Origin of the sequence: Paenibacillus mesotrionivorans, from assembly GCF_046098205.1 — a bacterium.
Classification (GTDB): Bacteria; Bacillota; Bacilli; order Paenibacillales; family NBRC-103111; genus Paenibacillus_AR; species Paenibacillus_AR mesotrionivorans.
Window position 1 is genome coordinate 1 of sequence record NZ_JBJURJ010000007.1, and the last position, 14,845, is coordinate 14,845.

General features: G+C 55.0%; 15 protein-coding genes and 6 tRNA genes. 20 read left to right on the forward strand and 1 reads right to left on the reverse strand.

The genetic code is table 11. The features are described from left to right. Nucleotides 1-250: 250 nt before the first annotated feature. From ACI1P1_RS11640 to ACI1P1_RS11670, 7 genes are all read left to right on the forward strand, one after another. Nucleotides 251-339: transfer RNA gene (locus ACI1P1_RS11640), tRNA-Ser, on the forward strand. Nucleotides 340-365: 26 nt separating this feature from the next. Beyond that, nucleotides 366-442 (forward strand) — tRNA-Met (locus ACI1P1_RS11645). A gap of 9 nt (nt 443-451) precedes the next feature. Beyond that, nucleotides 452-527 (forward strand) — tRNA-Val (locus ACI1P1_RS11650). A 13-nt stretch (nt 528-540) separates the two neighbouring features. Next, nucleotides 541-617 (forward strand) — tRNA-Asp (locus ACI1P1_RS11655). 20 nt (nt 618-637) lie between these two features. After that, nucleotides 638-713: transfer RNA gene (locus ACI1P1_RS11660), tRNA-Phe, on the forward strand. Between the two features lie 31 nt (nt 714-744). Then, nucleotides 745-828, forward strand: a tRNA-Tyr gene (locus ACI1P1_RS11665). A gap of 70 nt (nt 829-898) precedes the next feature. After that, nucleotides 899-1,735, forward strand: a complete 837-nt coding sequence (locus ACI1P1_RS11670; protein ID WP_416216566.1) for an HAD-IIB family hydrolase — start codon at nt 899-901, stop codon at nt 1,733-1,735. 14 nt (nt 1,736-1,749) lie between these two features. On the opposite strand, the gene ACI1P1_RS11675 is transcribed toward ACI1P1_RS11670, so the two are convergent. After that, nucleotides 1,750-2,055 (reverse strand): MTH1187 family thiamine-binding protein, encoded by a 306-nt coding sequence (locus ACI1P1_RS11675; RefSeq protein WP_416216567.1) that lies wholly within the window; start codon nt 2,053-2,055, stop codon nt 1,750-1,752. Nucleotides 2,056-2,449: 394 nt separating this feature from the next. Between ACI1P1_RS11675 and ACI1P1_RS11680 the strand changes: the two genes are divergently transcribed. From ACI1P1_RS11680 to hisA, 13 genes are all read left to right on the forward strand, one after another. After that, nucleotides 2,450-3,301, forward strand: a complete 852-nt coding sequence (locus ACI1P1_RS11680) for a C40 family peptidase (protein ID WP_416216568.1) — start codon at nt 2,450-2,452, stop codon at nt 3,299-3,301. Between the two features lie 156 nt (nt 3,302-3,457). Next, complete coding sequence (locus tag ACI1P1_RS11685) at nt 3,458-4,585, forward strand: PucR family transcriptional regulator (RefSeq protein ID WP_416216569.1); 1,128 nt, start codon at nt 3,458-3,460, stop codon at nt 4,583-4,585. Between the two features lie 97 nt (nt 4,586-4,682). Then, nucleotides 4,683-5,804 (forward strand): ABC transporter ATP-binding protein, encoded by a 1,122-nt coding sequence (locus ACI1P1_RS11690; RefSeq protein ID WP_416216570.1) that lies wholly within the window; start codon nt 4,683-4,685, stop codon nt 5,802-5,804. A 160-nt stretch (nt 5,805-5,964) separates the two neighbouring features. Then, on the forward strand, nt 5,965-6,903 hold the full coding sequence (gene hprK, locus ACI1P1_RS11695; protein WP_416216571.1) for an HPr(Ser) kinase/phosphatase: 939 nt from the start codon (nt 5,965-5,967) through the stop codon (nt 6,901-6,903). 49 nt (nt 6,904-6,952) lie between these two features. Continuing rightward, a complete protein-coding gene (gene lgt / locus ACI1P1_RS11700) occupies nt 6,953-7,954 on the forward strand; it encodes a prolipoprotein diacylglyceryl transferase (RefSeq protein WP_416216572.1) in 1,002 nt (333 codons plus the stop codon). After that, a complete protein-coding gene (gene ppaX / locus ACI1P1_RS11705; RefSeq protein WP_416216573.1) occupies nt 7,947-8,603 on the forward strand; it encodes a pyrophosphatase PpaX in 657 nt (218 codons plus the stop codon). The genes lgt and ppaX overlap by 8 nt, the downstream gene beginning before the upstream one ends. Next, the gene (locus ACI1P1_RS11710; protein ID WP_416216574.1) at nt 8,600-9,106 is read left to right on the forward strand and encodes an acyltransferase; all 507 of its coding nucleotides are present in this window, start codon (nt 8,600-8,602) and stop codon (nt 9,104-9,106) included. Before ppaX ends, ACI1P1_RS11710 begins: the two co-directional genes overlap by 4 nt. 370 nt (nt 9,107-9,476) lie before the next feature. Next, nucleotides 9,477-10,664, forward strand: coding sequence for an ATP phosphoribosyltransferase regulatory subunit (locus ACI1P1_RS11715; protein ID WP_416216846.1), 1,188 nt, complete (start codon nt 9,477-9,479; stop codon nt 10,662-10,664). A 73-nt stretch (nt 10,665-10,737) separates the two neighbouring features. Continuing rightward, nucleotides 10,738-11,418 (forward strand): ATP phosphoribosyltransferase, encoded by a 681-nt coding sequence (hisG, locus tag ACI1P1_RS11720; protein WP_416216575.1) that lies wholly within the window; start codon nt 10,738-10,740, stop codon nt 11,416-11,418. A 119-nt stretch (nt 11,419-11,537) separates the two neighbouring features. Then, complete coding sequence (gene hisD, locus ACI1P1_RS11725) at nt 11,538-12,824, forward strand: histidinol dehydrogenase (RefSeq protein ID WP_416216847.1); 1,287 nt, start codon at nt 11,538-11,540, stop codon at nt 12,822-12,824. Further along, the gene (gene hisB / locus ACI1P1_RS11730; protein ID WP_416216576.1) at nt 12,821-13,462 is read left to right on the forward strand and encodes an imidazoleglycerol-phosphate dehydratase HisB; all 642 of its coding nucleotides are present in this window, start codon (nt 12,821-12,823) and stop codon (nt 13,460-13,462) included. Before hisD ends, hisB begins: the two co-directional genes overlap by 4 nt. A 2-nt stretch (nt 13,463-13,464) precedes the next feature. Beyond that, nucleotides 13,465-14,073, forward strand: a complete 609-nt coding sequence (gene hisH / locus ACI1P1_RS11735; RefSeq protein WP_416216578.1) for an imidazole glycerol phosphate synthase subunit HisH — start codon at nt 13,465-13,467, stop codon at nt 14,071-14,073. Between the two features lie 22 nt (nt 14,074-14,095). After that, nucleotides 14,096-14,827 carry a 1-(5-phosphoribosyl)-5-[(5-phosphoribosylamino)methylideneamino]imidazole-4-carboxamide isomerase gene (gene hisA / locus ACI1P1_RS11740; protein WP_416216579.1) on the forward strand — a complete coding sequence of 244 codons (732 nt, stop codon included), beginning with the start codon at nt 14,096-14,098 and terminating at the stop codon, nt 14,825-14,827. Nucleotides 14,828-14,845: the final 18 nt, after the last annotated feature.

Sequence of the window (14,845 nt, forward strand, 5' to 3'; positions counted from 1 at the left end):
GACGAGGTAGATAGGTTCGGGGTGGAAGTGTGGCAACACATGGAGCTGACGAATACTAATCGGTCGAGGGCTTAACCAAAATGCCCCACAAAGTGAAGCAAAGGCTTCGTAGAGTACGCAGGTACTTTGCGGGGACTCCGGGAAACCGGGAACTTCACAAGGGCGGTAAGATATATGATTCAAGGAGAGGTTTCGGTGACCTCGTTTCGCATCCGGTTTTCAGGGCGCAAGCTCTGAATATGTAAGCTATGGAGAGATACCCAAGTGGCTGTAAGGGGACCCTCTGCTAAGGGGTTAGACTGCGTTAGCGGTGCGAGGGTTCGAATCCCTCTCTCTCCGTATTACCTCTTTTTTTGATTGAATATGGCGGTGTAGCTCAGCTGGCTAGAGCGTTCGGTTCATACCCGAAAGGTCGGGGGTTCGATTCCCTTCGCCGCTACCATATTTACCCGGGCGCTTAGCTCAGCCGGGAGAGCATCTGCCTTACAAGCAGAGGGTCGGGGGTTCGATCCCCTCAGCGCCCACCATTTCACTTTACGCGGAGCCGTGGTGTAGAGGCCTAACATGCCTGCCTGTCACGCAGGAGACCGCGAGTTCGAATCTCGTCGGCTCCGCCATTTATATTTTTTGTCCATGTGGCTCGGTAGCTCAGTCGGTAGAGCAGAGGACTGAAAATCCTCGTGTCGGCGGTTCGATTCCGTCCCGAGCCACCATTTTTTTATTTCTACGTGGTCTATCGCCCATGGAGGGCTAGCGAAGTGGCCAAACGCGGGAGACTGTAAATCTCTTCCTTCGGGTTCGGTGGTTCAAATCCATCGCCCTCCACCATATGTATAACTAACCAACCGCAGCTTCCTACCAAGGGGCAGCGGTTTTTTTGTATGAGGAGGACTGGAAAGTGACAACTTTGTATGTATCCGATCTTGACGGTACTCTGCTTACCCGGAATCATGAAATCAGCCCCTTCAGCGCAGGGGTGATTCAAGACTTGATAGACAACCACATCCATTTTACATATGCAACTGCCCGCTCCTTTGCCTCCGCACAAGCCGTTACCGCTGGACTTAGGACCCGTCTGCCCGTTATTGTAAACAACGGTGCATTTATTATGGATCCGGCTACAGGCGTTCCATTGTTCTCGGCTTATTTTCAGCAGGAGGAAAAAATGGAGGTAGCCCGCCTTCTGGCCCGGCATCAGCTCTTTCCTTTGGTATACAGCCAACAGGAGGGTGTGGAGAGGGTCTGCTGGTTAACAGGCGAAGAAAATGAAGGCATGCGGTATTACTTCAGGCAGCGTCCAGGGGACAAGCGGTTTCAGCCCTTGTCTTCACCAGAGGGGCTTTATGCGGGGGACGTGTTTTACTTTATTTGCATGGGGGAACGGGATACCCTGCTGCCCGTATATGAAGCCCTCCGGGATCATCCCCATTACCAATGTATCCTCCAACAGGAGCTCTACCGGACTGAATATTGGTGTGAAATTATGCCCAAGCCGGCCACCAAAGCAAACGCTATTCTGAAGCTGAAGGAAAAGCTGGAATGTACCCGGGTCGTTTGCTTCGGCGACGGCTTGAACGATCTTCCGATGTTTGCGGTAGCGGATGAGTGTTATGCTGTGTCCAACGCAGTGGAGACGCTCAAAGCGGCTGCAACCGGGATTATCGGAGCCAACAGCGAGGATGGCGTCGCGTGCTGGTTAAAGGAGCATGCTGCCCCCTACATAAAAAGAGGATAAAGAAGCGTAGTCCTCTACTCTAGCTTGTCCCTGACGGATTGAAGTTTGGACTCCATCGTGGCGGCTTTGTCCCTTCGGTCGTCAATCTTTATCGTCGTACTCACCCGGGCCGCCCCCTTCAGAAACGGAACCTCATGCATACGCCGGACAACGGCCAAAAGCTGGTCCAGCTCTCCTTCTATAATGGTGCTCATCGGCGTCAGCTGAAACTTCACCGCCTCCTCCGCCTGCTCCAGCACCTTATGTACCTCCGCCACGTAATGGCTGACGCTTGGGCTTCCTGTGCCCAGCGGAACAATGGTAACCTCCACAATAGCCATGTCTGATCCTCCTCCAATCAATCTTTTGGCAAACCTCTGCTTTATCTATCTATTGTAGTCTTATTTTTCCTCAAGTAAATTCTTTTTATTTTGTAATAGAATGGCTGCTGATAAGCCATCCTTATGATTGTTGTGTGTGGAATCGTTGCCAGACCAGGCATCAATTGGCACCGGTATGTTTTTGGTGGCTCTTGTACCAGTATTTTTGTATGGGAGAAGGCGTCTTTACCATGGTAACCTTAGTATAACCGATCATGGTTTTGCCAAATCGGGAGATTCTACACAATTCACACAATCTTAGGGCGTGTTCTGAAAACTCCCAGGGGAGCAGATTTGAAGGATGCCCTCAACGAGTTTTCAGACACGGCCTAGGCAGCCTTGGAGGGATCAATTCTTGTTTACTCGTAAAGTAAAGCAGGTTGTGGCAGTTACATTGACGGCAGCAGCGATTTATGCCGGCGGTGGCGCAGGCACGGCCCATGGAGCAGCGGCAGACATGGATGCGGTATCCATCGCTCGTGAGATGGCAGGACAGGATTTTGCCAAGGGCCAAGCGACCCCCTCGAAGGGCTTTGATGCATCCGGCCTGGTGTATTACATTTACCAGACGCTTGATTATGAGATTCCCCGATACATGAACGCCCAATACAAAATGGACAAGCCCTTCGTAAAGGAGTCCGGCAATGTGCAGCCTGGGGATATTGTCTTCTTCGGAAGCAACGGCTATATCTCCTTTAACGGCATTTATATGGGCAACAATGAATTTGCCATGTCCTCCAAGTCGGAGGATGAGGTGGTTATCCGCAAGATGAGTGCTTACGCCGACCAATTTATTGGAGCCAGACGCGTACTCTCCAAGGAAGACCAGCTGAAGGTGAAGCTGATTCTTGATGCCCGCAAGTATTTGGGAACTCCTTATGTATTCGGCGCCAAATACGGCCAGACAGCCACCTTCGATTGCTCCTCCTTTGTCAAAACTGTTTTTGCCCAGAATGGCATTACGCTTCCCCGGGTATCCCGCAACCAGGCTTTGGAGGGATCCTACGTCAGCCGGGCAAATCTGCAGGTGGGGGATTTGGTGTTTTTTACAACCAAGGACTCCAACGGGAAAATAGGGCATGTCGGGATCTATGTGGGTGACGGAAACATGATCCATACCTACGGCGACGGCGGCGTAAAATACTCTACGATAGAAAAGGGCTGGTGGAACGACCATTATGTAACGGCCCGCCGGCTGCTCAAATAAGAATATCCCCATGATCCCCCTGGGCCACTGCCTCGGGGGATTTCTTTTTTGGGGAAGGGGCAGTGTTTTGGGACATGCTGTGAAGGCAAGCCTCATATGTTACAATAGAAAGAGATACCCCGCAGATTTCAATTAGGCGGCATAGGAGCAGTGGTTATGGACTGGGATCATATTGTGGAAGAGCTGAAGGAGATTCTCCAAATCCCCTTGAAAAGGGAGGTTATGTCCGCAGACGATTGGGACCGGCTGGCGGGACGGCGGCAGACACAGGAAGGTCTGATACGGAAGGCAGGTAAAAACGGGAAGGTCTATGTGGCTCTGGGGGCCCCCGATCCGGAGCAGGTAGATGTGCTGGAGCTGGAAGAGGCGCTTGTTACTCCCTCTGAGCTGAGGCTGGTGGAGATGCTGCTGGAGGCATGGGGAGGAAAAACCCCCGTCAAGCACGATGAGCCGGTGCAGCCTGCCAATGAGGACGAGCGCAAAGCCTTGCTGGTGCGGGAATGGATGTTGGAGCGGCTGGAATCCGGAGACTTCCGTGCCGATATGCCGGAGCCGCTGGCTACGCAGCTGTCCCTTTATACCCCGCGGATCCCATTCCTGCTGAATGGGGATTATACCGGTATGCGCAAGGTATCCTATGTGGAGCTGAAGCGTCTTTTGGAGTCCTTTTTTGATGAGGAGATCCTGCTGATCCCCTTGATGGAAAAAGAGTGGCTGATTCTTGGCTCGGAGGGGCTCTTGACTGCAAGCCAGGATGAGGACCGGGAGCTCGACGTGGAGGAAACCCAGGAAGAGGCTTTGTTTTCCCTCTGTAGCGCCCTGTACGAGATGCTGTCCAATGAGTGGGTTGGCGAGTGCCATGTCACCACCAATTATCCGAAAACCCCTGCCGCGTCATTGCTGTCCTCGGTCCAGGAGATGCGGGAGGCCATCCGTCTGGGCAAAATGTACCATGTAGGAAGCAATCTGCATTTGCCTTGGACCATGCATATGGAGAGGCTGCTGTACGCCGTTCCTGATCAGGACAGACTGCAGTTTGTCGACCATATTCTCCGCGGCATCGACCATGTGCTGGATCAGGAGATGCTGTCCACCCTGGAGAATTTCTTCGCGCTGGACTGCAATGTCAGCGAAACGGCCAAGCGGCTGTATATTCACCGCAACACCCTTCTGTACAGGCTGGACAAGTTTAAGCAGGAGACCGGCAAGGACGTCAGGACCTTCAACGATGCGGTCTTGGTAAAGACAGCGCTTTTATTGTACAAAGTGACGAAAAGGAAGTAGTTTTTTTGTAAGGTTTGTGCATAGTCACAAGACCCGGGATAGGGTAAGATAAGACTATCAAGAACGACAAGAAATGATCATGTGGGAGGAATTAAATATGGCAGGCGTGCGCTTACACCATATCGTAAAAACTTATCCGGGAAACACCGAACCGACCGTTAAAGACTTCCATCTGGATATTAAAGATAAAGAATTCGTAGTACTGGTTGGCGGCTCCGGCTGCGGTAAGTCCACCACCCTTCGTATGATTGCCGGCCTGGAAGAAATCACTTCCGGCGAACTGTACATCGGTGACCGTCTGGTGAATGACGTAGCTCCTAAGGACCGCGACATCGCAATGGTGTTCCAATCCTACGCTCTGTACCCGCACATGAACGTATACCAAAACATGGCATTCGGCTTGAAGCTGCGTAAGTTCAAGAAAGCCGACATTGACGCACGCGTTCGTCAAGCTGCCAAAATCCTCGACATCGAGCACCTGCTGGACCGTAAGCCTAAGGCTTTGTCCGGTGGTCAACGTCAACGTGTTGCTCTGGGCCGCGCCATCGTGCGTGAACCGCAAGTGTTCCTGATGGACGAACCGCTCTCCAACTTGGACGCCAAGCTGCGTGTAGCGATGCGTACAGAAATCCTGAAGCTGCACAAGCGTCTGGAAACCACCTTCATCTACGTAACGCATGACCAAACCGAAGCCTTGACCATGGGCGACCGGATCGTAGTTATGGAGCAAGGCGTTATCCAACAAGCTGCTACTCCGGACGAAATGTACAATTTCCCGGTTAACATGTTCGTTGCAGGTTTCATCGGAACTCCTTCCATGAACTTCATCAATGGTACCCTGACTGACGAAGGCGGCGCTGTATTCTTCAAGGCTAACGGCATTCGCGTTGAAGTTCCGGGTGGCAAAGCTAAGTCCCTCCGCGACAAGGGTTACATCGGTAAGGAAGTAGTGATGGGCCTTCGTTCCGAAGACATCCATGATGAGCCGATCTTCCTGGAAGGCTCCCCGAACACGATCGTGAATGCAAACGTGGAAGTAACCGAAAACCTCGGTCACGAAATGTTCCTTCACTTGGCCGGTCTGGGTACAGAAACTGTAGTTGCCCGTGTTGACGGACGTTCCGCCATCAAGGACGGCACTTCTGTGAAGCTGGCATTCGACATGAACAAGGTTCACTTCTTCGACAAGGATTCCACTGAGTCCATCTTGATCAAATAAGTTTTCCCACATAGAGACAAAAGCCGGCTGATGCAGCCGGCTTTTTATTTTTTTGTCTTGGTATGGCCCGGAACATACGAGGATTCATGTCCCCAGTGTTGATTTATGCGGACAATTCTTATACCATGGTACTATTGGTATATAAAGGAGAACGAGGAACATGCCCAAAAAAGTGAAAGTCAGCGAATTGGCAAATAAGTTCCAGATGGAAATCATAAGTGGGGAGCCTGGGCTGAAGCGGACCATTGAAGTTGCCGATTTATGCCGTCCCGGCCTTGAAATGGCAGGTTACTTTGAATATCACCCGGAGGACCGGGTGCAAATCCTCGGCAAGACGGAGCTGGCTTTTTTTGAACGGCTGCCCGAAGCGGAGCGCAAGGACAGAATGAAACGGCTTTGCCTGGATGAGACGCCTTGTATTGTCATCACCCGTGGGTTGGATGTGCCGTTGGAGCTGGTGGAAGCTTCCGATGCAAACGGTATTACCGTCATGCGCAGCAATGTAAATACCACCATGCTGGCCGGACAAATTACCGATTTTCTCGAGCATAAGCTGGCGCCCTCCACAACCATCCATGGGGTATTGGTGGACGTGTATGGCATCGGCATGCTGATTTCCGGATCCAGCGGTATCGGCAAAAGTGAAACGGCCCTGGAGCTGGTTAAACGCGGCCACCGGCTGATCGCCGACGATGCGGTGGAAATCCGCCAAACGGCGGAAAATGTGCTTATCGGCAATGCGCCGGAGCTGATTAAACATCTGCTTGAGATCCGCGGCGTGGGCATCATTAATGTAATGACACTTTTTGGTGCAGGCGCAGTACGTAATAACACCAAGATCAATGTGGTCATTAAGCTGGAAACCTGGCAGCAGGACAAGCAGTATGACCGGCTGGGTCTGGATGAGGAAACCACCCGGATTATCGAAACGGATGTGCCGTTGGTGACCATCCCTGTCCGTCCCGGACGGAACCTGGCGGTGATTATCGAGGTAGCGGCCATGAACTACCGTTTGAAGCGGATGGGCTTTAATGCGGCATTGCAGTTTACTAACAAGCTGACGGAAACCATCAATGAAGATTTGGACGATGTGGAATAATTGATGGAAACCTCCCGGCAGGAAGCCGGGGGAGGGAAGGAGCACAAGCATGCCTTTGGCACTGAAACGGATTGCTTTTTCATTAGGGCCGATTGACGTACACTGGTACGGCATTATTTTGGGTACGGCGGCTCTGATCGGGCTGTATCTGGCCATTTACGAGGGGAAACGCTTCAAGATTATCCCCGATTTTTTTATGGATGTTATTCTGCTGGGTGTGCCTTCCGCGATCATTGGTGCGCGGATTTATTACGTCGCCTTCAAGTGGGATGATTACAAGAACAACCTGATGGATGTGTTCGCTATCTGGGAGGGCGGCATCGCCATCTACGGGGCTTTAATCGGGGCGATTATTGCCGTCAGTATTTATTGCCGGAGGAAGGGATATTCCTTTATCCGGATTGCGGATATTTGTGCACCGTCCCTGATTGCAGGCCAGATGATCGGTCGCTGGGGGAACTTCATCAACCAGGAGGCCCATGGCGGGCCGGTTGCCGAATCCTTCCTGCGGGACAAGCTGTTTCTGCCGGATTTTATCGTGAACCAAATGAACATCGACGGGATTTTTTATCATCCCACCTTCCTGTATGAATCCTTGTGGAATCTGCTGGTATTGCTGATTCTGTTCTGGCTGCGGCGCAGGCCTTGGCTGAAGTCCGGTGAGCTCTTCGCCGGTTATTTCATCGGTTATTCGGTAGGGCGTTTCTTTATCGAAGGATTGCGCACCGACAGCCTTGCCTTTGATGGCCCGGCTTGGCTGCGTGCTTTGATGAACGGCCTGTGGTCGCCGATGCAGCTGTATTTTGAACCCGGAAGCATGGACTACGGCAACATCCGGACGTCTCAGGTGGTAGCGGTATTGCTTATCCTTGCGGCGATCGGCTACATCATTTTCCGGCGGAAGAAATATGGTACGGCGCTGCCGTATTACGCGGATCCCATTGTTTCCTCCAAGGCCGTTGAAGCGGCTCCCGCTGCTCAGGCACCGGCCAGCTCTGGCCGGCCAGCACCTGCCGAGGACAAAACAGCCCGGGAGGACAAGCATGTTTAAGGCTGTTCTGTTTGATCTGGACGGAACCATATTGAACACCAATGAGCTGATTGTGGCCAGCTTCCTCCATACACTGGAGGGCGAAACACCCCGGGTTTATACCCGTGAGGATATTATCCGTAATTTCGGCCGTACGCTGGTGGACCAGATGCGGGAGTATACGGGGCTGCAGGATGTGGAGCGGTATATTGCGAAATACCGGGAATTCAACATCGAACGCCATGATGAGCTGATTATGGACTTTCCCTATGTGAAAGAAGTGCTGGAGGCATTACACGGAGCGGGACTGCGGCTCGGCGTGGTCACCAGTAAAATCCGCAGAACCTCGCTGATGGGATTGGAGCGTTTTGGACTGACGCCGTATCTGGAAGCGATCGTGACGGTGGAGGATGTGGTGGAGCCCAAGCCCCATGGGGAAGGGATTCTCAAGGCGGCAGCCCTGCTGGGTGTGAAGCCGGAGGAAACGCTGATGGTGGGTGACAGCCAGTATGATATTCTTGCGGCCAAACATGCGGGCACCCGTTCGGCGGGAGTGGCTTGGACGGCCAAGGGCGAGGATTATCTGTTGGGAATCGGACCGGACTATATGATCCGGGATATGCGGGAGCTCTTGGAGATTTGCAGTGTCAAAAGCGGGGGAGCGGATTGAGAAAGCTGGAGCGGTATCCCACAGAAGGCCCTAATGCCTTGTGGCAGGTGTACAAAACGGTCAATCCCTTGAAGTCGGTGAAGAATTTCATCTTTATCCAGCTGGCCCGGTATTGCCCGTATCTTCCTCTGAAAAATGCCATCTACCGCCGTATATTGGGGATGAAGGTGGGGAAGGAAACCTCCTTCGCCCTGATGGTGATGGTGGATGTGTTTTTTCCGGAGCGGATTTATGTGGGGGATAATTGTGTTATCGGGTACAATACCACCATTCTGGCTCATGAGTATCTGATCGACGAGTACCGTCTCGGCGATGTGCGGATCGGCAACCATGTGATGATCGGGGCCAACTGTACCATTCTGCCCGGTGTCACTATCGGGGACCGTGCAGTAGTGGCCGCGGGAGCGGTGGTGCACCGCAATGTGGCCCCGGGCAGCTTTGTGGCTGGCAATCCGCTGCAGGTGATCCGGCCTGGTGAGCCGGTGGAGGAGTTGGAGCAGTAGGCGGAGAAGCGAAGCCGCAGCGGCCAGCCTTCAGACTGTTTGCCGTGTGGGAAGGACACAGATCCTGCAGAGCCCCGAGGGATATAGCTGGCTTTATTGAGGAAGCAGGCGCTAATGCCTGCTTTTTGTGTTTTTTTGGCGGGAGGGTAAAGCAGGGGAAAATGGGCAGAAAGCATTGACGCAGCCGGAACGAGGTGGTATAGTTACGACTAAACTCTTTACTTTGGTAGCATGGTAACACACTAAAGCGTTTTGGGTATAGGTCAGGCTGGAATGATTTTGGCCATGTGATAGAATAGGCTTATGTGCTTGTACAAGATATCGGAAGCTGCAGGAAGAAGGGCAGGCTTTCGGCGTGAGGTGAAGGATGGTGTCCAAACCGAAAGGGTTTGAAAAGCCGACCGGCGTGAAGGACTACCTGCCGGGGGCGGCTGCCAGATTAAGAAGGATTGAATCCAGAGTGCTGGAGTGTATGGAAAAATGGGGCTACACCCAGATCATCACACCTACACTGGAGTTCTACGATACAGTGGGTGTCGCCAGCTCCACGGAAGACAAGAAGATGTTTAAGCTGCTGGACCAGAATGGCAGAACCCTGGTGCTGCGACCGGATATTACAGCGCCCATCGCCCGGGTGGTGGCATCCCTGATGAAGGAGGAGACCCTTCCTGTCCGGCTGTCGTACCATGCCAATGTATTCCGGGCCTTCGAGGAGGAGGCGGGCCGGGAATCGGAGTTTTTCCAGACGGGTGCGGAGCTGGTCGGCGATCCTTCTCCTGAGGCGGATGCAGAGGTTATTGCGTTGGCTATCGCCTCTCTGCAGGCGGCGGGTGTAGACAGCTTTAAGATGGCCCTAGGGCATACGGGCTTCCTGAATGGGCTATTCCATGAAACCCTGTGCGATGGGGAGGAAAAGCAAAAAGCGCTGAAGGAATGCCTCCTGAACCGGGACTATGTGGGCTACCGCCAGCAGCTGAAGGGCTTCGGCTTGGCGCCGGCGGTTGAGAAGGAGCTGGAGGCGATCCTTAGGCTGCGGGGCGGGGAGGAAATCTGCGAGCAGGCTTCAGGCATTACCGAGAATCCGTTGGCTAGGGAATCCTTGGACCATTTATGCCGGGTATACGAGGTGCTGAAGGCGTATGGCGTCAGTGATCATGTGCTGATCGATCTGACCATGATTGGGGATTTTTCGTATTATACCGGCATGACCTTCGAAGGATATGCAGCCAATCTGGGCTTTCCCGTGGTCAGCGGGGGGCGGTATGACAATCTGCTCCGCCAGTTCGGACGGGAGGCGCCGGCTACAGGCTTTGCCTTGAAGACGACAAGAATTCTGGAGGCAGTCCGTGAGCTGCCGGAGGAGACCCGCAGGCTTCTGGTGCTGTACAGCGAGGAGCGCCGCCGCGAGGGATTGGCGAAGGCCGCTGAGCTGCGGGCCGCTCCCCGGGTGCAGGTGGAGACGCGGTGTGTGGCGGAGGCTCCTTCGCTTGAGAAGGATGCGGACGGTTATATCCGTGTAAACGGCAGTGTGTACCGGGACGTGATCGCCCTGGTGTAGGACGGGGAGGGACGAAGCCCGGACGGGGGCATAGTTGCTCCGGATAGATGCATGTATAGGAGGAAAACAGCCGATGCTTACGACGCAGGCTTCCCATAAGGAAAACACGAAGGAACTGCTCAAAATTGCCATGCCCAAGGGCAGGATTAACCGCCCGGCCATCAAGCTGTTTCAGGAAGCGGGTTTTGCGGTGCCGGATGATCTGGAGGACTCCCGCAAGCTGATTATTACTGTGCCGGATGCGGCGTTGGAATTTATAATGGCGAAGCCGGTGGATGTGGCCACCTATGTGGAATACGGCGCAGCGGACATCGGCATTGTGGGCAAGGATGTGCTGATGGAGGATAACCGCGATGTGTATGAGCTCCTGGACCTGGGTATAGCCCGCTGCCGGATGTCGGTGATCGGGCTGCCGGACTGGAAGCCTGCCATTAATCTGAAGGTAGCTACCAAATACCCCAATGTGGCCTCCCAATATTTCCGGGAGCGGGGCCAGCAGGTGAATGTGATTAAGCTGAACGGCTCCATCGAGCTGGCACCCCTGATCGGGCTGGCCGACCGGATTGTGGATATGGTGGAGACCGGGGCGACCATCGTGGAGAACGGGCTGGTGGAGATGGAGCAGATTTTCTCCATTACCAGCCGGCTGATTGCCAACCGGGTCAGCTACCGGATGAAGAATGAACGGATTCAGGATCTGTGCGACCGGCTGCAGGAGGTTATTACCGGCCGGGAGACGGTGCAGGTGAAATAGAGGACAGCGATGAAAAGATTCCCTCAAATTGGCTTGCCAATTTCGAGGCTTCCATAACTTATCCGGCCTGTGGCTCGGACCAAGTTATTACAGAGGGGGAGGAAACACATATGGCAGTGGTGCGGGTTATGCCGGCGGCGGAATTTGCCATCAGCCGGGAGGTGGAGTATGGCTCGCCGGAGCAGAATGAGGCGGCGAAGGCCATTATTGAAGCGGTGCGGATGGAAGGGGATGCTGCCCTGCGCCGGTACTCGGAGGAGTTCGACCGGACGAAGGTGGAGAGCTTCCGGCTGACGGAAGACGAGATCGAAGGGGCATACGACCAGGTGGAGCCGGAGTTTGTGGAGGCCATCCGGGCGGCGGCAGTGCGCATCCGCGCTTTCCACGAGAAGCAGAAGCGGGAAACCTGGATGGACCTGCAGCCGGACGGCACCATGCTGGGGCAGGTGTACCGGCCCTTGAAGCGGGTAGGGCTGTATGTGCCCGGCGGCAAGGCCGCTTATCCGTCCTCCGTGCTGATGAATGCCATTCCAGCCCTGGTGGCCGGAGTGCCGGAGATTGCCATTGTGACGCCGCCTGCCACCGCAGGGGTGGAGGGCGTCAATCCGTATATACTCGTTGCCGCCGCAGAAGCAGGCGTGAAGGAGATTTACCGGGTGGGCGGCGCCCAGGCGGTAGCAGCCTTAGCTTACGGCACGGAGCAGGTTCCCGCCGTGGACAAGATTGTGGGGCCAGGCAATATCTATGTGGCCCTGGCTAAACGATATGTATACGGCGTGGTGGACATTGACAGCATCGCCGGTCCCAGCGAGATTATTGTGCTGGCGGACGATACCGCCGATCCGGCTTATGTGGCGGCGGACCTGCTGTCCCAGGCGGAGCATGACGAGATGGCCTCAGCCGTGCTGGTCACACCGTCGGCAGCATTGGCCCAGGCGGTAGCGGCAGAGCTGGAAAGCCAGCTGGCGCTGCTGCCCCGGCGGGAAATTGCCGGCCAATCCCTGGCCGATTACGGCGCCATCCTCACAGTGAATTCGCTGGAGGAGGGCATTGCGGTGGTAAACCGGATGGCCCCGGAGCATCTGGAGGTTATTGTGGAGGAGCCATTCCGCTACTTGGGTAAAATCGAGAATGCGGGAGCTATTTTCCTGGGTCCGTACAGCTCGGAGTCGGTAGGGGATTATTTTGCCGGACCGAACCACGTTCTGCCCACCAACGGAACAGCCCGGTTTTCCTCGGCGCTGTCGGTGGACGATTTTGTGAAGAAATCCAGTGTGATCTATTACAGCAAGGAAGCCTTGCTGCGGGATGCACCGCAGATTTCTGCATTGGCACGGTTTGAGGGGCTTCAGGCACACGCCCGTGCAGTGGAAATTCGGGTGGAAAAGGAGGGCGGACAAGGATGACAGATGCATTCACGGGAAATCCCGCAGGAAACGAAGACGGGATTCTGACAGCCGGGCGTACAGCCTTCGTGGCCCGCAAAACCAATGAGACGGATATTGAGCTCAGCTTCGGCATTGACGGCAACGGAACCTCGGTGATTGAGACGAAGGTGCCGTTTCTCGACCATATGCTGGATCTGTTCACCAAACACGGCCAGTTTAACCTGAAGGTGCAGGCGGACGGTGACGTGTATATTGACGACCACCACACGGTGGAGGATATCGGGATTTGTTTGGGGCAATGTCTGCGTGAGGCGTTGGGAGACAAACGGGGCATCAAGCGTTACTCCAGCGTGTTCATTCCCATGGATGAAGCGCTGGCCCAGGTGGTTATCGACATCAGCAACCGGCCCCACTTCGAATACCGGGCGGAGTATCCGTCCCAGATGGTCGGTACCTTTTCCACAGAAATGGTGCATGAATTCTTGTGGAAGCTGGCGCTGGAGGCGCGGATAACGCTGCATGTAATTGTCCACTACGGGAAGAACACCCACCATATGATTGAGGCGGTGTTTAAGGCCTTGGGCCGGGCGTTGGACGAAGCCACCTCCATCGATCCCCGGGTGCAGGGAGTGCCCTCCACGAAGGGGGTTCTGTAGCCGTGATCGCTATTATCGATTATGGTATGGGCAACCTCCACAGTGTGCAAAAAGCGGTGGAGCGTCTTGGGTATGAGGCGCTGGTGACGTCCCGGGAGGAGGAGATTCTGGCCGCAGACGGGGCCATTCTTCCGGGTGTAGGCGCCTTCGGCGATGCCATGCAGTTCTTAAACGAAACCGGCCTTGGGCAGGTGGCGGTACGGTATGCGGCAAGCGGCAAGCCTCTGCTGGGCATCTGCTTGGGCATGCAGCTCTTGTTCTCCTCCAGCGAGGAGCACGGACAGCATGAGGGGCTGGGGCTTTTGCCCGGCAAGGTCGTACGGATCGTCGGGGACTTCAAGGTGCCCCATATGGGCTGGAACCGGCTTAGCTTCAAGCAGCCGTCACCGCTGTTGGAGGGGGTTACGGAGGGGCATGCCTATTTTGTCCACTCGTACAAGGTATTGCCGGAGCGTGAGCAGGACCTCTTGGCGGATACGGATTATTACGGTCCGGTGACGGCGGTAGTGGGCCGGGACAATGTGTATGGAACCCAGTTCCACCCGGAAAAAAGCGGAGAGCTGGGCATGCGGCTTCTGGAGAATTTCCTGAAGCTCACCGTCCGGGGATAACAGAAAGCGAGGAAATGCGGTCATGTTTACTTTATATCCGGCAATCGATATCCGCGGCGGCAAGTGTGTCCGCCTGATTCAAGGGGATTACAATCAGGAGACAGTCTATAACGATAGTCCGCTGAAGGCGGCATTGGCCTGGGCGGAGCAGGGGGGCAAGTGGATCCATCTGGTGGACCTGGACGGAGCCAAGGCGGGAGAGCCGGTGAACCATCAGCTGATCGGTGACATCGCCCGCAGCGTGAAGGCTCCGGTACAAACCGGAGGCGGGCTGCGTACGGTGGAGAATGTGGAGCGGCTTCTGTCGCTGGGCGTCTCTCGGGTGATTATCGGAACGGCAGCAATTGAGGACCGTCCGTTCGTGGAAGAGGTGTTACGGCGGTTCGGGGAGCAGGTAGCCATCGGTATCGATGCCCGGAACGGCTACGTGGCCACCAGGGGCTGGCTGGAGACCTCCGAGGTGAAGGCGGAGGATCTGGCAGTGCAGCTGGCAGAGCTGGGAGCAAAGACGTTTATCTTCACGGACATCTCCCGGGACGGCATGATGCAGGGGCCGAATGTGGAGGCCATCGTCCGGCTGGCTCAGGTATCCGGGCAGTCGGTGATTGCGTCCGGAGGCGTGAGCCGGTACGAGGATCTGGAGGCTTTGGCCGCTCATGCGGACAAGGGAGTAGCCGGCGCGATTATCGGCAAGGCGCTGTACACCGGCAGCATTGAGCTGGCGGAGGCGCACCGGCGTCTGGGGCTGGCGTAAGGAACGCCGCAGTGGGAC

What these genes read in the sequence shown, in the direction of transcription:
- ACI1P1_RS11685 (WP_416216569.1), top strand. Translation starts at nt 3,458, where the DNA reads ATGGACTGGGATCATATTGTGGAAGAGCTGAAGGAGATTCTCCAAATC.
- hisB (WP_416216576.1), top strand. Translation starts at nt 12,821, where the DNA reads ATGACAGATGCATTCACGGGAAATCCCGCAGGAAACGAAGACGGGATT.
- hisA (WP_416216579.1), top strand. Translation starts at nt 14,096, where the DNA reads ATGTTTACTTTATATCCGGCAATCGATATCCGCGGCGGCAAGTGTGTC.
- hprK (WP_416216571.1), top strand. Translation starts at nt 5,965, where the DNA reads ATGCCCAAAAAAGTGAAAGTCAGCGAATTGGCAAATAAGTTCCAGATG.
- lgt (WP_416216572.1), top strand. Translation starts at nt 6,953, where the DNA reads ATGCCTTTGGCACTGAAACGGATTGCTTTTTCATTAGGGCCGATTGAC.
- hisG (WP_416216575.1), top strand. Translation starts at nt 10,738, where the DNA reads ATGCTTACGACGCAGGCTTCCCATAAGGAAAACACGAAGGAACTGCTC.
- ACI1P1_RS11690 (WP_416216570.1), top strand. Translation starts at nt 4,683, where the DNA reads ATGGCAGGCGTGCGCTTACACCATATCGTAAAAACTTATCCGGGAAAC.
- ppaX (WP_416216573.1), top strand. Translation starts at nt 7,947, where the DNA reads ATGTTTAAGGCTGTTCTGTTTGATCTGGACGGAACCATATTGAACACC.
- ACI1P1_RS11675 (WP_416216567.1), bottom strand. Translation starts at nt 2,055, where the DNA reads ATGGCTATTGTGGAGGTTACCATTGTTCCGCTGGGCACAGGAAGCCCA.